We start from the raw sequence: 22,457 nt of genomic DNA, 5'->3' as shown, positions 1-22,457 counted from the left end.
ATACTATAAGATGCTTGGTCTGATTCATTCTGTACATTCATTATATTACATGAACCAGCAGTGCTAGTTCCTAAAGTATTTATGCATATAATATTTTTTGTAAAATCTACATTAGACAAAAGTTTTCCAATAATAGCAGGTTGTGAATTGAATATGATATTAACAAATGTATTATTTAAAACTCTTATTTTGGCATCAACATTCTGATTATTAGCATATACTATACATCCATTTACGGCACCATCAACATTTTCTGTATAAGAATAAAACTTATTATTAGCAACAAGTAAATCTGTAACATGCATAGGTACATTATTATAATTAAATATTCTAGTTGCACTCCATCCAGCAGAAGCTATATTAATTGAATTATTAACCAATAACAAATTATCTATTTTTACATTTGTAATCGTTAAAGTTTCACTTGTTGCTACATTCATAAAATTCTTTCCTGCCTGAATTGCCAAACTACAATTATCAAGCACAAAATTAGTCAAATGAACATTGTCCTCAGTTGCTTGCGCAAAATAATTAAGTTTTTCAGTTTCTTTAAAGTTTATATTCTTGGCAATAAAACCATTTCCTGTTCCTGCAATTTTCAAGTAAGCACTAACAGTACAATCTACATTTACTCCTGGTTTATCTGATATCAAAGCAACATTCTGTATATTTGTTGGACTTAGAGTCAAGCCAGTAACATTAGACGATATAAAATATATTCCATCATTTGTTATTGTATAATTATTCTCTTCAACTTTAACAATATTAGAGTACATCGTTTTATTAATCTTTACAGTCTTCTCACCAGTCAGGTTTTCATTTAAAATCTCTCCTATTACAATATCATTACCTGAATTAAATTCATCGAAATAACTTTCAACAAGTTGTTTAGCTTCAACCTGAATCTTATCAACAGCCCAATTTACACCTTTATTAACTTGAACTGTCAAATCTTTAGAATTATCCGCAGTTGCACGTGACATAGCTGAAACATCTGCCTTTGCAGGAGCTTTAACTGTCAGAGTAGCTTTACCTTCTGTATTAGGTTCTGACAATGTAGCTAACCAACCTGAAGGGGCTGTTACAAATGCATTGTCACCTTTAATTGTAACTTCCAAAGTAGCAGGTTTTCCATATCCGACTACCAACGTATTATTCTTAAGACTTGATTTATCTATTGCACACACCAAATTTTGTACTACTGGCAATGTTAATTGCTGACTACCTTCTTTGAGTACAATATTTAATACACCTTTAGCTTCATCATATACTACACTTTCAAAGAAAGAGTTACTTCCTGTCTGAGTTCCATCTGAGACTGCCATTACATCATTTCCATTAGCATCCTTAACTCTTTGCCAATTTCCGTCTATCTTGACTTCCCAATAATTATTCTCAATTCTAAACTCCGGAACATCACCGGCAACCGGACAACCTGTATCTGTTCCATTAATCACCCAATTACCATTCTCTATAGTAACTTCCGGTTCTTGAGGTGCAGAAAAGTCCTCCCCTTGCTTCAATGTTATTGTTTGTTCATTACTTAAAAGTAAAGTATATACTTCATTCTCCTCTTTTACTTCTTGTATTGTCAACTTTCCGTCAATCAAGACTTTCAAGGCATTTATATTTTCATTAAACGCACTTACCTGTGCTTCAAGACTTTCTACTCTATTTTTGAGTTCGTCAATGTCGTTTCTCAAATCGTCAGTATTACAGCCGGCGATGCCTAAAACAGCCAGCATGAAAGGCATTAAAAATTTAAAGGTTTTCATAATTTATATTTTGTTAATTTACATTTATTACTACATTTATGATTTTATTATCATCATGCTTATAATTTACATTATTAAATACAAATGTGGCCTTATATGTACCTGGCTTATTGTATGTATATGTATAGGAAGTCACGTCCTGCGACAGGTTCTTGATACTTTCTCCCTGGTCAGGCTCACATGCTAAAATATTGATAGGGTCTGATACCAGCCATGCAGTTTTCCATTCATAATCTCTTGCAGTACTGTGAATATAAAAGTTACCGCTTGCCACACTTGACATGTTCCACAAACCGGGAACATTTGCAGTTACTGTACCGTATGCCAAATTATCCGGTATATAATTTGAGACGCTTGTCCAATCGTTTCCATCAGGATTGTCATCAGTCTTAATGGATTTGGCATAATTATAATCGTGGTTGAAATTCAATGCAGTGAACATGAAATTTCCGGCATACTGCGTAGTTGTAGTATCATTGAGCAGTTCATTTTCAATACACATTGAGTCGAAGAAATACTTTGGTTGTACTGTCGCATTAGTATTAGTCTGCCTGTCAGCATTATATGCTATGGCAATAACCAAATTCTTTCCTATATAGTTTTTTACATCGAACTCTATAGGTTTTGAGTTTACAACATTGGTTCCCAGACCTTTATATTCATCCTTATCATTTAATATTTTCCATTTATTATTTAAATAGAAATCATCTACCAAAGTAGAATCTGCATCAAAGTCTGTTTTAGAAAGTCCCGGGAAACCTTCAACTCCGTTTTCTTCGTCAGTATAGGCATAAAAGACATCTATGGTATTATTTGATGTAGAAGAACCTACGTAAATATTGAATTTAAACTTGGATGAAACAATATCCTCAATTCTTGATTCATATCTGTCGCGAAATGCGTACTGATGTCCTAACTCACCGCTATAGAAAGTCACAAAATCAGGCGCGCCCGCTATATTGAACTCGACAGGCTGACCTCGCTTTACCGTCACTACCAATCCTTCGACGGTAATATTCTCTCCAGGCGTAACGCTTACGCTTACATCTTCCAATCCTTTGGTCATTTCCTTATTGCAAGATGCCAAAGTCAGTACGGAGAGCAATATGAAATATAATTTATATGTCTTCATTGATATATTTTTTATTTGTTAGCTAATGATTACCATCCCGGATTGTTTGTTGTTATGGCCTTATTTACGGCCGTTTCAGCATCCGGTATAGGGAAATAGTTATATGTATCGGAGATATTGAAATATGTATAGACGTTTGTAGGACCCTGGTTCCATTCACCACCGGCACGGGCATTGTTGACGAGTGCCTGCATATTCTCCACATATTCTCCCCATCTGATAAGGTCGAAACGGCGTGTGTACTCGAAACAAAGTTCACGTCCCCTCTCATCCTTTACCATCTGCCGGAACTGATCTGTATTCAATGTTCCTTCTGTAACCATGGTTGCTCCGGCACGGTCTCTTACTTCATTAAGATATGCATACGCATTGTCAGGACCGTTCAATTCATTCTCCGCCTCGGCAGCCATAAGCAATACGTCGGAATAACGAAGTATCGGGAAATTGATGGCAGTATTGTTTTTGTCTTTCTTATCTTCCTCATATTCACGACGATATTTAGCACATGCACGGGCTATATTAGCCGTAAACACGCTGTTATATTCATAATCGCCTTCCTTAGGTTCGTCCGTACCAGAGTTCCACGTCGCGTCACCATAAGAATATGACCTGTTTTCATCATGCGTGATGAAAGCGTCCCTAAATCCCCACTCATAGAATTTACGTCCTGTAACTCCCGTATTCTTACCATCTTTTTCCATATAAGCAAAAGGAGCAATATTCCACAAGAAGCGTTCGTCCTGCATCTTAATTAAATATGTTTTGTAAACAGGATCATTAGGGTCTGCTGTTTCATAAATTTTCTTGGTAAGTTTAACGTCCAACGACATCAAATCGGCAGTACTCGGTTCATTAATACAATAAAGTCTGTATAATTTAGGAGTGGCAAACATGAACTCGTATGCATAACCCGGGTCCGCAGAACCTACAACATCCGACTTCGAGGACATGTCAGGAGCAGCCAGACCGATGATATTACCTATACGTCCTTCAGCTTTTATATCAGAAGTATTATTTCCGGAGAATTCTGCCTCCCAAATACTTTCGTTAGCTTTAGAATTATATCTGTCTGAACACAAATCAATGAAATAATCCCAATAGTCAGGAGTCAGTTTATGACCGCCTTTTGTCATCACAAGTTTGGCATATTTCAGAGCTTCCTCATAATAGGTTTTTGTTTCGGCTTCAGTAGCCGCTCTTTTATCCCTGTGATATTCACCGGCACGGAAAAGATATACACGTGCCAAAATACCCCATGCGGTTGACTTGGAAATTCTTCCCGGTTTATAGTTCAAGTCCTTGGCAGTCTTCAAACCACCTGTTTCCTCGTCCGCCACTTCTGACATTTCCTTTACGATGAAATCATAGATGGTCTGCTTGTCGGTACGTGGCATATCAAGACCTATAACATCTTTTGTAGATTCAGTTCTAAAAGGCACATCACCCCAGCACTGCACGAGCATGAAATAATAGTATGCACGAAGGAATCTCACCTCTGCAACATACTGTGCTTTTAAAGTCAAGTCTATCCCTTCTACACGGTCAATATTCTCAAGAAAGATATTTGCACGATTAATACCTGAATACAGTGTGTACCAAAGACCGGTTACCGCCGGATCGCTGACAGTGGCATTATTACAAATCAGACCTTTTGTGGCAGGTGCACGACCGGAGCCTCCGTAATGCGCCAAGTCATCACCGGCTACAAGGTACATATAATCCGCACCATAAAATGTAGATTGTCCCAATATTGCATATACTCCGGTCACAAACGAGGAGGCTTCCTCTGTTGTATTGAAATAGGTATCAACTGTCACCATGTATGGTTCCTTGTCGAGGAAATTACAGGCAGCCGTCAACCCTCCCAACATCATTGAAATGAGTGTATATTTTATAGCTTTCATAATTGCTTTTGTAATTTAATTTCCATTTAACATTTGTTAGAATCCCAAATTAACACCGAAACTAATATTGTAAGATCTTGGATAAGACGAGAAGTCCAGTCCCGGAGTAAGTGCACTATTACGTACAGATACTTCAGGGTCGTAACCTGAATAACTTGTCCATGTCCATAGGTTCTGCGCAGCAAGATACAGACGTACGTTGCTCAACTTAGCCTTTGCGATCATTGCCTTAGGGAATGTATATCCTAAAGTCAAGGTCTTCAAGCGCAAGAAAGAACCATCCTCAATAATACGTGAAGATATTACCCTGTTCGAACTGGAAGTAGTTGCCGCAGGGATATCACTGTCGGGATTCTCCGGTGTCCAACGGTCGGCATAACTTGCGTACTGGTTCAACTCACGCGACTTGTTGTTCGAACTTTCAAAGAACAAGCGGTTGGCGTTCATGATGTCATTTCCGTATGACCACTGGAAGAAAATACTCAAGTCGAATCCCTTGTAAGTAAAGTTGTTTGTAAAACCACCTGTATGTATAGGAAGTCCGCGCCCGATAATGGTACGGTCATTTGAATCTATAGTACCGTCACCATTCAAATCCTTGTACTTAGGCATACCCGGTTGAGTGTTGTTTTCGGTAGAGAAATGTGGAACACCATTTTTAAGAGTGTATGTCTCACCTGACTTATTGAAATCATCATACTTATATGTACCTTCATAAACATATCCGTACATCATACCCATTGGAAGTCCAACCTTTGCAATATAACTGGTCTGCGAGTTATAATTTTGGTCGAACGAAGCTGCTGTCAGGAGTGCAGTCTGTCCTTCTGCCAGTTCAAGTACCTCATTCCTGTTGAATGCTATATTGAAATCAGTTGTCCAAGTAAAGCTCTTTGTCTTGATATTCTGCGTGCTAAGGCTCAATTCCAAACCGTCATTTTTTACTTTACCGATATTCTTTGTAGCACTATAAAAACCTGAAGACAATGGAACTGATGCGTCAAGAAGCAAATCACGCGTCACCTTACGGTAAATATCTGCTGTAAAATTGATTCTTTCTCTGAAGAAACTCAAATCTATACCAACATTCCACTGTTCCGTAGTTTCCCATTTCAGATTGTCATTTTCGATTGATGTAGGAACAGTACCGGCTGTAGTATTCGCACCGTCTATAGGATATACACCGCTCGGCACACTACCATTAGATATATAGTCACCAACTTTTGATTTCAGAGCTTGCATAAGTGCATAATAATCATACTCACCAATGCGGTTATTACCTGTCAATCCCCAGCTCACCCTCAATTTACCGGCGTCAATAACATTCTTAAGAGGACTGGCAAACTCTTCTTCCATAAAGTTCCAAGCCAAAGAAGCAGATGGGAAATATCCGTACCTGTTACCTTTGCTGAACTTTGATGAACCATCGGCACGGAATGATGCAGTGGCATAATATTTAGACTTGTAGTTATAGTTCAAACGAGCCAGATAAGACATCATAGACCATGAAGTCTTGTAAGAATTAGTAGTATTAGCCTGACCTTCATACATACCTGCCATTCCCAATGATTCATTTGGAATATGAGTGGTACGGAATGAATAATATTCATAATCTGAGTTCTGGAATGTTATACCAGCCAAAGCGTTGAAGAAGTGTTTCTTCTTGATATTGGTCTGATAAGTAAGAGTATTTTCGTTCAACCAGGTAAGGCGTTCGTTACGGATAACCTGAGCATTTACCTTATCTGTTGACGTATCACCTCCATAACGTGTTTTCGAATTATTAAACTGGTCGTTCTTGCGGGCATCATACGTATAACCACCTGATATTTTAAGTTTCAAACCTTTGATAAACTCGTATGCTACATATCCGTTTAACTGAAGATTATTAATATAATATTTTCTATATTCATTCTTCAATGAAAGTATAGGGTTAAAACGGTAGTCATTACTATTATCAACAGCGTCGTCAAGAACATTATCCATCAAAGAGCTTAACGGTTTATTTGGGAATGTAACCGGACGATAACCCCAAACACTATAGAACAGGTTGTTCATACCGCTATATGAATTTTCAGAAGGTGTAGAACCGGTCTGAATGCTACGCGAATAGTTTGTAGTCAAACTAATATCTAACTTATCACGTTTTACAACTGTGTTGGCACGCATCTGAAAACGCTCGTAACCCGAATTAAGCAATACACCTTGCTGGTCATAATAAGAAGTTGATGCATTATAACGTATTCCTTCAGTACCGCCGGTCAAACGCAAACTGTGATTATGCTGGAATGCTGTACGGAAAATTTCATCCTGCCAGTTATACTGATCTATATTTCTATAATCTTCCAAAGTCCATGTATGATTCGGATCACCATCTTTTTCCCACTTCATCAGATAACCTCCATTGTCAGAAGTCATTTGGCTAGGATACATTTCAGCCTGCAACTTTACAAACTCGTACGCATCCATCATAGGTATCTTGCGTGTTACATTATGCATGGTCACGCTACCGTCGTATGTTATCTGCGGTTTACCGATAGAACCTTTCTTGGTAGTAATGATTACGACACCGTTCGCACCACGAGCACCATAGATGGCTGTAGCGGAAGCATCCTTCAAGATGTCAAGAGACTCAATGTCGGCAGGGTTGATGGTACTTGCCAAAGCGGCATCCTCGACAGGGAAACCGTCGATGACATAAAGCGGAGAGTTATCCTGTGTCAATGAGTTGTTACCACGGATAACAATGTTCATTGTTCCACCAGGGGTACCTTCGCTTGATGTTACGTTTACTCCGGCAACACGTCCTCCCAAAGTCTGATCGAACGAACCGACAGGAGTATTAAGAAGGTCGTCCATGTTAGCCTTTGCCACTGAACCGGTCAAGTCTTTTTTCTTAACCTCCTGATAACCTACTACCACAACTTCTTCAAGCATTTCCGAGTCTTCTTTCAGAATAATTGACATAGGTTTTGTCAAATCGACCTTTACTTCCAATGTCTGATATCCGATGTAAGACACCTGAAGGATAGCATTCTTATCAGGTACTGACAAAGAGAACATACCGTCCATATCGGTAATTGTACCCTGACTTGTTCCTTTAACTAAGATACTGGCACCGATGACCTCCAATCCGGTATCATCGAGAACCTTTCCTCTAACAAGAGACTGCGCCACCGCCCCGGTGACAGCAATTAAGGTTAACAGTAAAATACTGAAAGCCCTCTTCCATTTCAAAAAATCTTGGAATCCAGTTTTCATAAAAGATAAAATTACATTAAGTTTATTTTTCAAGGTTTTATTTCGCAAATATATTAATAATGTATCTTGCCTATCTGCTAAAATTGTCCATGAATAGTACAAAATAATACAATCTGGCCACTTATTTATAAATATATCAGCCACAAATAAAGAATAGATAAAATAATTTTATTATCAACACAATAAAAGCAAGGCATTTTTACCATAGTATATATTTAATGTGTTATTCAAGTCATAACTGCATGCAATATAATAATATTTTTTATATATTCCAAGAAACAAAAATTTTATCCACTAAAAACGCCCTGTCATTTTAGGTAAAACGACAAGGCGTTTTACCTAAAATGACAGGGCGTTTTTAGAATATTATTATACCTCGTAAAATCAATCCAATTTAACTGAATTTACTATAGGATACATTATAAATGTAAATTCATAATCAGCATAAGGCACTCTGTACTGTGGTTCAGGTATAGCTCCCCAACTGTTGACACATGCCAGTCCTTGTTGAACTTTGTCAATAAGAACATTTGTAAGATCGGACGGTTCCACTTCGTTGGGATGACGCTGATCTTTCTGTACACCATCATCCAATGACTCGATAGTGTAGTGCAATGCTGATGCAGAGAAAGGTGCTTCTGCCACAAACATCAATCCCTTACCTTCAGAATTGTACTGTTTCCACCAGCGTATATCTGTCTTGTTCCCGTTTTCCTGAGGGCGGATATAGGCATAAAATTGTTCTGTTACTGTCTGGTTATATACACCAAGGTCGGTACAGTTGTTACGGTCGGAATAATTTTCTACAGGACCTCTACCATAATAACTGATATACTCGAACGATTTAGGCATAACAAGCTGCATTCCAAATCTGAACATATCCGAAACTTTGGCAGACTTATCTGTTTTCATACTCTGAGTTACTTTTACTGCTCCTACATTATTTATGGTATAAGTAAGTGATAATTTGGCAGAAACTTGCTTTATTTCATAATCGGCATAAACTATCACCTGATTGTCCTTTACCTCAGGACGCAATGAAAGTAATTTGATATACGGATTTTTCCATACAGAATATCTGTTCTGCAAACCTGCTCCGTAATCATTGTCAGTAGGTGCACGCCAGAAGTTTGGAGTCAGACATGCTCCTTCTTTTATCATCTGAGTTCCATTTACAGTGTAACTGTCCATATATCCGGTATATCTGTTGAACTGAATATTAAATGTTTCGCCGGATACTTCGATACAATTTGAATTTTCATTATTTAGAACCGGGGCAACTACAGGCTGATTTACACTTTCCACATTTGACAAATTCATTTGTGGCGCTTCGTAACTCTTAAGCACTAACTGATTTTTTGCTACCACATGACCTGCCGGAATAAGTCCCTCGCGATTGTTCTGTATGTATTTGACATTTAACAACCATTCTCCATCTTCAGACAAATTACCTGTTTCAAGTTTTACGGTTGAAGTATGCTGAGGTGCTACATTCAATTTTTCAATAACTCCTGTTCTAACAGATTTTCCATCTTTAAGCAATTCCCATTCCATACGATATGCTGAAAGATCGCGGAAGAAGTTTTCATTGTAAACCTGTATTTCGCCTTTTGAAGAATCTACCAGTTTAGTCCAGATGTTCTGATAATAATATCCCACCTCGTACATATGTGGATTAGGAACTCTGTCAGGGCTAATCAGACCATTGTCGCAGAAATTATTATCGCTGGCATCAAAACGGTTGAAATCGCCTCCATATGCGTATATCATCTTACCGTCCTTTCCAGTCCAACGGCATGATTGATCAACAAAATCCCAAATAAAACCTCCCTGATATTTTGGATATTTGCGTATGAGATCCCAATATTCTTTGAATCCACCCTGTGAATTACCCATAGCATGTGCATACTCGCACTGGATAAGTGGTTTCTGGTATTTATCGTTAGTAGAATACTGTTCACAGCTCTTATAAGGATAATACATTGGACAGAAAATATCAGTCTTTCCATTTATATCTGCTCTTTCATATTGCACCGGACGACTTGGGTCTTCTGCCTTTATCCAATCATATGCCTTTTCAAAATTAGGTCCATATCCGGCCTCATTACCCAATGACCAGAATATAATACTTGGATGGTTAAAATTGCGCTGAACATTACGTTCGTTTCGTTCCATGTGCGCTTTAGCATATGAATCTACTTTTGCCAATGTAGTTTCACCATATCCCATTCCGTGTGATTCTACATTTGCTTCGGCAACCATGTATATACCATACTTATCGCAAAGTTCATACCAATATGAATCGTCAGGATAATGACAAGTACGCACTGCATTGATATTGAATCTCTTCATTATCTGTATATCCTGCAGCATTCGTTCGCGAGATACAACATATCCACCATCTGGATCCATTTCATGACGATTTGCCCCTTTGAATAATACCGGCTGGCCGTTAACCAGGACTTGAGCATTTTTTATCTCGACCTTTCTAAAACCAACTTTTACTGGCACCACCTCTGTAATCTGACTACCTTTAGTGACACTTGCACAGAAAGTATAGAGATATGGAGTTTCGGCTGTCCATTTATGAGGGCTTTCAAGTTCTATTCTTGTCTTTACCAGACTGGAACCTTTTACTTCTTTTCTGGCCACTTCAGTTCCGTCAGCATCGAAAAGCTGAAGTGAAACAGTATTGTTTCCCTTTAATTTTAATTCTATATCAAGGGTACCATTAACATATTCTTTATCAAGATCTGGAGTAATATGTATATCTTCTATTCTATTTTTATTACGCGTATATAAATAACAATCACGACCTACTCCGGAATAGCGGAAGAAATCCTGGTCTTCAAGGTATGTTCCATCACACCAACGGAATACCTGGAAGGCTATAAGATTTTTCTTTCCGGGCTGCAAGTATTTCGTCAAATCGAATTCAGCCTCCAATTTGCTGTCTTCGCTATAACCCACGAATTTGCCATTCACCCAAAGGTACATGTTAGATGTAACGGAGCCGAAATGGACTATTATATCTTTCCCTTTCCAATCGGCAGGAACAAAGATTTCCTTACGGTATGAACCAACATGATTTTTTTCTGTAGGAACAACAGGAGGATTATTTCTGTACTGGTTTCGCCATGCATACCCTACATTCACGTATATCGGATCGCCATAACCATTAAGTTCCCATACAGCAGGGACATTTAAGTTATCCCAACCTTTATCGTTATAGTCTAAACGAAAAAAGTCTGTAGGTCTTTGATCAGCATTTTCAACCCAAAAGAATTTCCATTTGCCGTTTAATGTCATAAAATTGTCTGATTCCTGCTTTTCGTTTTGCATAGCCTCGTCCATAGTGTCATATGCAAAAAAATTTGAATGCATAGGTAATCTATTAACCTGATTGATTTCCGGATTTTGCCATTCCTTGAAAGTCTGACCGGAAACTGATAATGCACTTAGGCATAATGCACCAAGAAATAAGTGTTTCATAAAGACTTAGACTGAATTAAGTTTATAGATAGTGTTTTTGATAAATGATTAGAAATTACTGTACTACCCAATCTTTAGAATATGGAATTGTGAAATCAGGATTATAATCCATTTCCTCCTTTACCGGTATCAAGATTTCATACTCTTTTCCGCTCTTGGCTGGAAGGGAGGTATCACGCAGCCACGGATTCATATTCTTCAGTATGGAATAGGTAATACCCTGGCTTTTTGCAAATCGTGGCAAGTCCGTTATTGTTTCGCTCACTTTCACAGTCTTACATTTTATTTGAGGGTAAAGATCGGAAGAACGCAGATTAAATCCGAAAGCGGAAGGATTATCAAATAATAATTTAGCTGCAAATATTCTGTAAACATACCGTGCTGTTTCTTCTACCAAATAAAGGTCTAAAGTTTCCTCTGTATATTGACTTTCCTGCTGCTTTGATATTCTGGTCTGTCCTGCATTATATGAAGCCGCCACACTTATCCAATCGCCAAATCTTGAATATGCTTCCTTCAAATACTTGCATGCGGCATAAGTAGACTTAACCACATTATATCTTTCGTCTACATGAGAATTGACTTCAAGACCGTACTCTTTGGCTGTTGCAGGCATAAACTGCCATAAGCCAACAGCCCCTGCACCCGAACGAGCCAGTGGGTTACAAGCGCTTTCAATAGCCATAAGATATTTAAAATCTTCAGGAATTCCATTTTCCATTAGGATAGGTACTATCACCGGGAAATATCGATTTGCTCGTTTTATGGTTTGTATAGACGTGCTGTGCATAAATGAAAAAGCCATAAGTTCACGATCCATGCGTTCATGCCTGTCATACCTTTTCAGACTTACCGTATCACCACAAAACACTACATATCGAGGTACTTCTACGCAAGTGTACACAGACTGAGATGAAGGAGAACTATCTCTTAAATCGGAATCAATACAGTAGGCACTGATAAGGATGGGGAAAATACTTACCAGCGCTATAAACATTACAAACTTACGGTTTTTCAATATATTATTCATCATTCTGAATGTTTTTATAGAATCAGGAGTTAACAAAAAAAGTAGTTTCTACTTTACCAATGACTCTAAAGGGTGCCTGTATCCTTTAAGTCCTGTAAGGAAAGCTTTTGCAGAACCAAAATTCAAGTACATGTCAAGACGTACAGGGAGGTGATTCTTATCGTCGGTTACATAAAATGTTATCACTTCTTTTTCCTGACCTTTTACATACTCGACCAACGAAAAGACCAGACAACGATACTTTGAATTGTTCTCTGCCTTATATATATCTTTTCCACGATATATAAGGGTCTGTTTCTCTATATCTGTTCCGGTAGCCATAGAAAATAATATTTTATCACCCGGATTGTATTCGGAAGCATCGTACGAACGTGCCTGCAAAAGAATACTTAACATATCGTATACACATACTGCAGCCTCCTGGTAATTAGTTCTCTTTTTCCCCTGGTTAACTACCCTGTACTGGTCGACAATACATTTGCCGTTTCTATAACTGAACCTTACATCGTCTACACTATAGCGGTTGCCCTCGGCTGCTCCCTTACGGAAATACAAAGGAACAAGATCTTCCGATGTAATACATGTCAGTGTATCTCGCATTCGGAAAAACAAATCAAGTCGTTTATTCGTGTAAGACTCGAGATCGGTTTTAAGACACCTCTTTCCTCCGTAAGTAGTGGTATCTACAGTCATTTTTGCCCAGCCGGCATTTATCCATATAAACTTCCAGTTAAATTTGAGTTCATAAGTCAACTCTTCGCCCGGCTTTATAGCATCGTTAACAGCTCCACATTGAGCTTTGGCGCCAATTCCTGCAAATAAAGCAAAGAATAGGCCTAATATAATTCTTTTCATCATGACGTTAGTCCTAATTTTTTTGCTCGTTCTTTATTTCTTTCTTGTATTTTCTTGGCCTCTTCCGGTTTCTGTTTCTTTATTTCATCAAGTTTCTGCTTGTCAAGTGGAACTGCTTTTACATCCCAATCCTCTTCAAACTCGAAATTGGCTTTCATCTCCCATACCTTCGGGAAATAATAGACTTGTTCGGGCTGCAGCTTTCCATCATATTTGCCGGTATCCCACTTTCCATTGTTGTTTGAATCAATATACATCCTAATATAATATTTAGTATTTGGCTGTAAGAAATAGAAATCGCACGTATTGTTCTCTTTCACTTTCTGCTCGCGCACTACGGCGTCACTTGAATTTAACAATTGTACTATTCTATTACCCTCAGCTCCTTTTATATTAAGATATAATGTTCCGTACTCTTCCAGAGTTTTTATCTTAAGCGTATTTTCCACTTTATTGGTATGAAGTCCGTATATACTCTTGATAGCAGTAGAATCAATTCTTAATCTGTATTCTGTACCAGGCTTCCAGTCGCTAAGGATATAATATTGTCTTGGGACAATACTGTCGGACATAAGGATGAAACGTTCTTCATTCCATAAAGTGTCTACTTTTACATCTATATGTATGGCAGAAGTATCAATACTCTGCACAGGTTCCTCAAACTTGATACATATGTTCCTGTTTATATCCATAGAAGAAGGTGCATCAACTGTCATATTGAAGAATTTCGTCTCTACAACATTCAGAGTATCGCCCTTCTTTCTCTTTTTCTTCATTTCCTTTTCTTTCTTCTCCATTGCCTCCTTTGCCATAGCAAGGCGTTTCTCCTTGCTTACCTTATTCATCATGGCCAGGGTGTCACGTTTAGGGACTAGATTTCCCAAAGTATCAGTATACAGATAATCCAACTGGATGGTGAGTGTATCTCTCTCGCAAAGAAGTGAGTCCTTTATCCAATATCGAATGGTATCGTTATTCAAGGATGGTTCAATTACAAAAGCATCTTTTTCGTCAAAATCAAGTCCTACTACAGTTGGCAATGTATCGGCTTTTGCACTGAAATATAGCGAAAAACGATTTAACTGCTCCCTCTCACTCTTAGAAAGATATTGCATGGTGTTCTCTTCCTTAAATGCTCTCAGGATTATATCGTCGGGCATAAAGCGAGTGTAATGAACAGTTACTATGGTATCTATTTTCAGAGTATCAATGGCATTCCATGTTGTATCCTGTCTTGTGGCAGGTTCCATAGAGGTCTTTATTACAGAATCATTATATGCTATAATCTCTGTTTTTGAATCGAAAAGGTAGTTTTGATTACCATCTTTCAAGGCATATATACGGTATGTTCCCGGAGCTACACCTTTTATGGTGAACCTTCCCCTACTATCAGTCCTGGAAATACGTTCAAACGGCAATTTGGTGAAAGCTGTATCGTTAAGATTCTTATGAAGTCCAACCTGTATTCCCTTAATCGGTTCCAAATCCTGCGCATTAAGAACTGTACCTGAGACTTCCATCGTGTCAATAGTTTCTCCTGTGGAAAAAGCATACGCAAAATTACCCATAGGATTACCTTCATTATTGTCGACTATTGCATCACCAAAATCAATAGTATATGTGGTATTTTCCCTAAGTGTATCAAAAAATTCTACTGATACTCTTTTACCATTGGCTTTAACTTCCGGTGTTTCTGCCTGAGGAGGGGAAATAATAACCTTCTCAGCTGCATTTTCTATCTTTATAAACTCATCGAACTCAAGAACCACTTTCTTGCGCTTACTGTTAGTAGCATTGGGCTCTGGAGTAGCACGTACAAATTTTGGAGGGGTCTCATCATAAGGTCCTCCGTCCGGAGTACCAGTACTTGCACATGCATATATTATAAACATTAAAATTACTAAGGGTAATGTATGTAATGAGGAGTATTTCATTAGACTGTCTTTACTTCTTTATTGAAATTAATATCTTATATTGCTTTACATAATATTCAGTTTCAACATACTTTCTATGTGTTCACGGTTGTTACTCAAGCGAGGGACTTTATGCTGTCCTCCAAGTTTTCCTTTTTGCTTGAGCCAGTCGTGGAACAGATTTGGTCTGGCTACTATTATCTCAAGCTCCTGAAGTGTGATATCTTTATGTCTTTTTGCTTCATAATCAGAATTTATACTTTGAAGAGCCTTGTCCAATACATGACGGAAATGTTCTACTGAGTCAGGTTCCTTGCTAAACTCTATCAGCCATTGATGACGACACTTGGCATCGGAATCCATAAATACCGGAGCAGCTGAATACTCCAGCACTTGGGCACCTGTCTCCATGCAAGCAATCTGCAGACCTTTCTCTGCATTATCAACCATAAGTTCTTCGCCAAAGGCATTGATAAAGTGCTTTGTACGACCTGTTATAACAAATTTATATGGATTTTTCTGTGTGAACTTTACAGTATCTCCTATAATATATCTCCAAAGCCCGCAAGAAGTGCTTATCAGCATAGCATAATTTTTTCCGACTTCTACATCCCATAAAGGTACAACTGTTGGATTGTCATTTTCGAATTCATCCAAAGGAATAAATTCATAAAATACATCGTAGTCAATCATCAGAAGCATGGCAGGATCGGACAATGAACTCTGAAGTCCGAAGAAACCTTCACTGGCATTATAAGTTTCCATATAATGCATCTTATCGGAAGCTATCAAACTCTTATACTGCTCGCGATAAGGGGTAAAACATACACCACCATGAAAGAAAACTTCCAAATTGGGCCAAACTTCATCCAAAGTTTTGGCACCGGTTTTTTCCAATATTCTTTTTATCACGGCTAACATCCACGACGGTACACCTGATATGTTTGTTATATTCTTGCCTATTGTAGAAGAAGCTATCCGTTCTACCTTTTCTTCGAATTCGCTTAGCAATGCTATCTCCTTACTTGGAACACGAATAAGATTTACCAAAGGACTTACATTCTGGATAAGAATAGCTGACAAATCACCAACCAGACTGTTTTTCAGATTATAGTTAGGAGAATGACTTCCACCTAAAATAAGGCCTTTACCAGAAAAGAAATGGCTGTTGGGATTCTCGCCTAGATAAAGCGATACAGCATCTATTCCTCCACGATAGTGAATATTCTTTAAGCCGTCAGACGATACCGGTATAAACTTACTCTTATCATTGGTCGTTCCAGATGATTTGGCATACCATTTCACCATTCCTGGCCAAAGAACATCTTTTTCGCCGTGACGCATACGGTCGACATATTCCTTGACATCATCGTATGACTGTATTGGAAGTCTATTATATTCAGAATAATCTTTTATGCTTTTATAATTATGAAGTTTACCCCACTCTGTTGCAGATGCCCTGTCAACAAGCTTGCGTAAAACTTGCATTTGTATCTCTTCTGCATGAAGAGAGTATTTTTCAATTTGTCTTCTACGGGGTATAAATATCCTGTCAATCAATTTGGTTGGATTCATATTGACTACAATTTCATTTCATGTTATTGCAAAGGTATGTTTTTTCTTATTATATATATGATTGAGTGTATTATTTTTTTGTGAAAAACAGGTAAATCTTGTTTTTTTAATAACTTTACATCATCAATTTATTAATGAAGATATGAAAATAGGAATATTAACATCAGGTGGTGATTGTCCGGGTATTAATGCTACTATTAGAGGGGTCTGCAAATGTGCTCTAAACTATTATGGTATGGAAGTCTATGGGATTCATAACGGTTTTAGAGGATTAATGGATGGACATATAAACCGTTTGACAGAAGAATCAACTTCCGGACTTCTTACGTTAGGCGGAACAATATTAGGAACTTCAAGAGAAAAGCCGTTCAAAAAGGCTTCGGCTTCTTTAAGCAACAACAAGCCTTCTTTAATAATAAAAACACTGGAAGAATATGGCATTGATTGCCTAGTTTGTATAGGGGGAAATGGGACCCAAAAGACAGCAGCCAAACTCATGGAAGTGGGAATTAACGTTGTAAGTATTCCCAAGACAATCGACAATGATGTATGGGGAACTGATTTCTCATTCGGTTTCGATTCGGCTGTATCAATAGCAGCTGATGCTATTGACAGATTACACTCCACAGCCAGTTCTCACCAAAGGGTTATGGTTATTGAAGTGATGGGACATAAAGCCGGTTGGTTGGCATTATACTCAGGAATGGCAGGAGGCGGTGATATTATTCTAATGCCTGAAATTCCTTTCGATATTCATAAAATAGGAGATACTATTATCAACCGTCTTAAAAAAGGAAAGCCTTATTCTATAGTAGTTGTAGCAGAAGGGATAAACACACCCGAAGGGAAAAAAGCAGCCCAATACATTGCTGAAGAGATAGAATATGAAACTGGATTTGAAACAAGAGAAACAGTTCTGGGATACATTCAAAGAGGCGGAAGTCCGACTGCGTTTGACAGAAACCTGGCCACATTAATGGGAGGACATGCCGTTGAACTAATATCCAAAGGTCAATATGGAAGAATGGTTGCATTACAGGGTAATAAAATAGATTCTATACCACTGACAGAAACGGCAGGAAAACTCAGATTAGTAACAGAAGATCATGAACTAGTTGTAAATGGCAGGAAAATGGGTATCTGTTTTGGATAAACATTAGACATATAAAACAAAAGAGCAGTGACCGGAAAAATCCGTTACTGCTCTTTTTATATCTATTCAAGAATGTATTACTCTACATCGCTATAGTCTAATACATTCTTTTTGTTGGCCAATATTCTATCGTACTCGTCTTTTGAGCCTACTACAATCTTTTCAAACTCACGCTGACCTGTACCGGCAGGTATCAAGTGTCCGCAAATAACGTTTTCTTTCATACCTTCCAAACGGTCTACCTTACCGTTAATTGCTGCTTCATTAAGAACTTTTGTAGTTTCCTGGAATGAAGCTGCCGACATAAAGCTTGATGTCTGAAGTGCTGCTCTTGTGATACCCTGAAGTATCTGAGTTGATGTTGCAGGAACAGCATCTCTAACTTCAACCAACTTGAGGTCACGACGTTTCAACATACTGTTCTCATCTCTCAATTTACGAGCTGTTACAATCTGACCTGGTTTCAAGTTCTGAGAATCACCTGCGCTTACGACGACTTTCTTACCCCAGATTCTATCATTCTCTTCATTGAATTCCTGTCTGTCTACAACCTGAAGTTCCAAGAATCTAGTATCACCCGGTTCATCTATCTGTACCTTACGCATCATCTGGCGTACGATGATTTCAAAGTGCTTATCATTAATTTTCACACCCTGTAGACGGTAAACGTCCTGGATTTCATTAACGATATATTCCTGTACTGCTGTAGGACCCTTGATAGCCAAGATGTCAGCAGGAGTAATAGCACCATCTGACAATGGAGTTCCGGCACGTACATAGTCGTTTTCCTGTACAAGGATTTGTTTAGACAATGCAACCAGATACTTACGAACTTCACCTGTCTTAGATGTAACAATGATTTCGCGGTTACCACGTTTGATTTTACCCATTGTGATTTCACCATCAATTTCAGATACGACAGCAGGATTAGAAGGATTACGAGCCTCGAACAACTCTGTTACACGTGGAAGACCACCGGTGATATCACCAGCCTTACCTACCGCACGTGGAATCTTAACAAGAATGTCACCGGCCTTAACGTTTTCTTTATCTTCTACTACTACGTGACCACCCACAGGCAAGTTGTAAGTACGCAAGATACCACCATTTTCATCAACAATATGCAATGAAGGAATCTTGTTCTTATCCTTAGATTCAGTAATGATGATTTCGCGCAAACCTGTAGCTTCGTCTGATTCTACCTTATAAGTTACGTTTTCGATTACTGATTCAAAGTCTATCTTACCTCCAACTTCAGTTACAATTACAGCATTGAATGGGTCCCATTTAGCAATAAGTTTTCCCTTTTCAACTATTTCACCGTCTGCTGCATAAAGTTTAGAACCGTAAGGTACATTGTGAGTTGACAGTATGATACCAGTATTGATATCAACGAAACGAACTTCAGCCAAACGTCCTACAACAATTTTAACTGGTTCGCCTGTTTCCTCAACAGCATCAACAGTACGTAATTCTTCAAATTCCAAACGTGCAGGGTTCTTAGCAACGATTGACGCATTAGCAGCCATGTTACCAGCGATACCTCCGGCGTGGAATGTACGCAATGTCAACTGAGTACCCGGTTCACCAATTGACTGTGCTGCGATAACACCGACAGCTTCACCCTTCTGAACCATCTTACTTGAAGCAAGGTTACGTCCGTAACATTTAGCACAAACTCCCTTCTTAGATTCACAAGTAAGTACAGAACGGATTTCAACACTTTCAATAGGTGATTTTTCAATCTCTTCAGCAATAGTTTCTGTAATTTCTTCACCTGCTGCTACTATAAGTTCCCCTGTTGTAGGATGTATAATATCATGTACAGACACACGTCCCAAAATACGTTCGTAAAGTGTAGCAATAACTTCATCGTTATTCTTCAATGCTGTACAAACAAGTCCGCGCAATGTACCACAGTCTTCTTCGTTAATAATCACATCGTGTGATACGTCAACAAGACGACGAGTCAAGTATCCTGCATCGGCTGTCTTCAACGCTGTATCGGCAAGACCCTTACGAGCACCGTGAGTTGAAATAAAGTACTCCAACACCGAAAGACCTTCCTTAAAGTTAGAAAGGATAGGGTTTTCGATAATCTGTGCACCTTCAGCACCTGCTTTCTGTGGTTTAGCCATCAAACCACGCATACCAGACAACTGACGGATCTGTTCCTTAGAACCACGGGCTCCAGAGTCAAGCATCATAAATACTGAGTTGAATCCCTGGTCGTCATTCTTGATAGTCTTATACAGGATATCAGACAAGTCACTGTTAACGTGTGTCCAAGTATCAATTACCTGGTTGTAACGTTCATTGTCAGTGATGAAACCCATGTTATAGTTCATCATGATCTGCTCAATTTCTTCGTTACCACGTCTTACAAGTTCTTCCTTCTCTTTCGGTATGATAATATCACCAAGGTTGAACGACAAACCACCTTCGAATGCCATCTTGTAACCAAGGTTCTTAATACCATCAAGGAACTCACATGCACGTGCAACACCGACAGCCTTAATTACGTCGCTGATGATATCACGCAATGATTTCTTAGATATAATAGTGTTAAGGTATCCACATTCATCAGGAACGATTTCGTTAACGATTACACGTCCTACTGAAGTTTCCTTAATCATCTTCTTAACGATATTGCCGTTCTCATCCAAGTCGTTAGCAACCACGCTGATGATTGCGTGAATATCTACCTTACCTTCGTTGTAAGCAATAAGAGCTTCTTCCGGTCCGTAGAATATCAAACCTTCTCCCTTAGCTCCTTTACGCAGTTTGGTGATATAATAAAGACCAAGTACCATATCCTGTGCAGGCACAGTGATAGGCGCACCGTTTGCAGGGTTAAGGATATTATGTGACTGGAGCATCAACATCTGAGCTTCCAATACAGCTTCGTTGCTCAAAGGCAAGTGAACGGCCATCTGGTCACCGTCGAAGTCGGCGTTGAACGCAGTACATGCCAATGGATGCAGCTGGATAGCCTTACCTTCAATCATTTTAGGCTGGAATGCCTGGATACCCAAACGGTGAAGTGTCGGCGCACGGTTCAGCAATACCGGATGTCCTTTCATTACATGTTCAAGGATATCCCAAATAACTGCTTCCTTGCGGTCTACAATCTTCTTAGCTGATTTTACAGTCTTAACGATACCTCTTTCAATAAGTTTTCTTATGATAAATGGTTTGTAAAGTTCGGCAGCCATCAATTTTGGAATACCGCACTCGCCCATCTTCAATTCAGGACCAACGACGATAACCGAACGTGCAGAGTAGTCAACACGCTTACCCAACAAGTTCTGACGGAAACGTCCCTGCTTACCTTTCAAGCTATCAGAAAGGGACTTGAGAGGACGGTTAGCATCAGTCTTAACTGCACTTGCTTTACGAGAATTGTCGAACAAAGAGTCAACAGCTTCCTGAAGCATACGCTTTTCATTACGCAAGATTACGTCCGGAGCCTTGATTTCGATAAGTCTCTTCAAACGGTTATTACGTATGATGACACGACGATACAAGTCATTCAAGTCAGAAGTAGCGAAACGACCACCATCCAGTGGTACAAGTGGACGCAATTCTGGCGGAATAACAGGTACGTTCTTGATAATCATCCATTCAGGCTTATTTCTTCCCTTTGAAGCACGGAATGATTCAACAACCTGTAGTCTCTTCAGAGCCTCGTTCTTTCTCTGCTGTGACGAATCATTATTAGCTTTATGACGAAGTTCATATGAAAGCTCATCAAGGTCAAGACTAGCAAGAAGATCATAAATAGCTTCTGCACCCATCTTGGCAATAAACTTGTTTGGATCAGAATCTTCCAAGAACTGGTTGTCTTTTGGAAGTGAATCCATGATATCCAAATATTCACCTTCTTCAAGAAGATCATATTTGCTCAATCCGTCTTCAGCTTTTATACCCGGCTGTATAACTACATAACGTTCGTAATAGATTATCGCATCAAGTTTCTTTGTTGGCAAACCAAGCAGATAACCTATTTTGTTAGGCAATGAGCGGAAATACCAGATATGTGCAACAGGCACTACCAACTGTATATGACCACTACGTTCACGACGTACTTTCTTTTCTGTTACTTCTACACCACATCTGTCGCAAACAATACCCTTATAGCGAATGCGTTTGTACTTACCACAGTGACATTCATAGTCCTTCACCGGACCAAAGATACGTTCACAGAACAAACCATCTCTTTCTGGTTTGTAAGTACGGTAATTTATGGTTTCAGGTTTTAGAACCTCACCGTAAGAGTTTTCAAGAATCTCTTCTGGTGAAGCCAAACCAATAGTAATTTTTGAGAAATTACTTTTTATTTTAGTGTCTTTTCTAAAAGCCATACT

11 protein-coding genes are annotated in these 22,457 nt (G+C 38.7%); 1 reads left to right on the top strand and 10 read right to left on the bottom strand.

Annotated features, from left to right (window positions below; genetic code table 11):
* The 9 genes from I6E11_RS08560 to I6E11_RS08520 all read right to left on the bottom strand — a co-directional run.
* Positions 1 to 1,775 (bottom strand): PL29 family lyase N-terminal domain-containing protein (locus tag I6E11_RS08560; protein WP_235337645.1); only part of this gene is annotated, 1,775 nt, incomplete at its 3' end.
* A 13-nt stretch (positions 1,776 to 1,788) separates the two neighbouring features.
* Complete coding sequence (locus tag I6E11_RS08555) at positions 1,789 to 2,907, bottom strand: DUF5017 domain-containing protein (protein ID WP_235337644.1); 1,119 nt, start codon at positions 2,905 to 2,907, stop codon at positions 1,789 to 1,791.
* Positions 2,908 to 2,936: 29 nt separating this feature from the next.
* Entirely contained in the window at positions 2,937 to 4,811 is a 1,875-nt protein-coding gene (locus tag I6E11_RS08550; protein ID WP_235337643.1) for a RagB/SusD family nutrient uptake outer membrane protein, read from the bottom strand.
* A 36-nt stretch (positions 4,812 to 4,847) separates the two neighbouring features.
* Positions 4,848 to 8,072 (bottom strand): SusC/RagA family TonB-linked outer membrane protein, encoded by a 3,225-nt coding sequence (locus I6E11_RS08545; protein WP_235337642.1) that lies wholly within the window; start codon positions 8,070 to 8,072, stop codon positions 4,848 to 4,850.
* 384 nt (positions 8,073 to 8,456) lie between these two features.
* On the bottom strand, positions 8,457 to 11,564 hold the full coding sequence (locus I6E11_RS08540) for a beta-galactosidase, LacZ type (protein ID WP_235337641.1): 3,108 nt from the start codon (positions 11,562 to 11,564) through the stop codon (positions 8,457 to 8,459).
* A gap of 55 nt (positions 11,565 to 11,619) precedes the next feature.
* On the bottom strand, positions 11,620 to 12,594 hold the full coding sequence (locus I6E11_RS08535; protein ID WP_394800119.1) for a lytic transglycosylase domain-containing protein: 975 nt from the start codon (positions 12,592 to 12,594) through the stop codon (positions 11,620 to 11,622).
* Between the two features lie 48 nt (positions 12,595 to 12,642).
* Positions 12,643 to 13,449: a DUF3108 domain-containing protein gene (locus tag I6E11_RS08530; protein ID WP_235337647.1), complete on the bottom strand. Its 807-nt coding sequence runs from the start codon at positions 13,447 to 13,449 to the stop codon at positions 12,643 to 12,645.
* Positions 13,449 to 15,383 carry an Ig-like domain-containing protein gene (locus I6E11_RS08525; RefSeq protein WP_394800118.1) on the bottom strand — a complete coding sequence of 645 codons (1,935 nt, stop codon included), beginning with the start codon at positions 15,381 to 15,383 and terminating at the stop codon, positions 13,449 to 13,451. Before I6E11_RS08525 ends, I6E11_RS08530 begins: the two co-directional genes overlap by 1 nt.
* Positions 15,384 to 15,428: 45 nt before the next feature.
* Complete coding sequence (locus tag I6E11_RS08520) at positions 15,429 to 16,937, bottom strand: GH3 auxin-responsive promoter family protein (RefSeq protein WP_235337638.1); 1,509 nt, start codon at positions 16,935 to 16,937, stop codon at positions 15,429 to 15,431.
* Positions 16,938 to 17,079: 142 nt separating this feature from the next.
* Between I6E11_RS08520 and I6E11_RS08515 the strand changes: the two genes are divergently transcribed.
* Positions 17,080 to 18,090 (top strand): ATP-dependent 6-phosphofructokinase, encoded by a 1,011-nt coding sequence (locus I6E11_RS08515; RefSeq protein ID WP_235337637.1) that lies wholly within the window; start codon positions 17,080 to 17,082, stop codon positions 18,088 to 18,090.
* A gap of 77 nt (positions 18,091 to 18,167) precedes the next feature.
* Here I6E11_RS08515 and rpoC read toward each other — a convergent pair whose 3' ends face one another.
* Positions 18,168 to 22,454: a DNA-directed RNA polymerase subunit beta' gene (gene rpoC, locus I6E11_RS08510; RefSeq protein ID WP_235337636.1), complete on the bottom strand. Its 4,287-nt coding sequence runs from the start codon at positions 22,452 to 22,454 to the stop codon at positions 18,168 to 18,170.
* Between the last annotated feature and the right edge of the window lie 3 nt (positions 22,455 to 22,457).

Origin of the sequence: Bacteroides caecigallinarum (genome assembly GCF_021531075.1) — a bacterium.
In the GTDB taxonomy this organism is placed as follows: domain Bacteria; phylum Bacteroidota; class Bacteroidia; order Bacteroidales; family Bacteroidaceae; genus Phocaeicola; species Phocaeicola caecigallinarum_B.
This window is presented reverse-complemented; position numbering and strand designations above follow the sequence as displayed.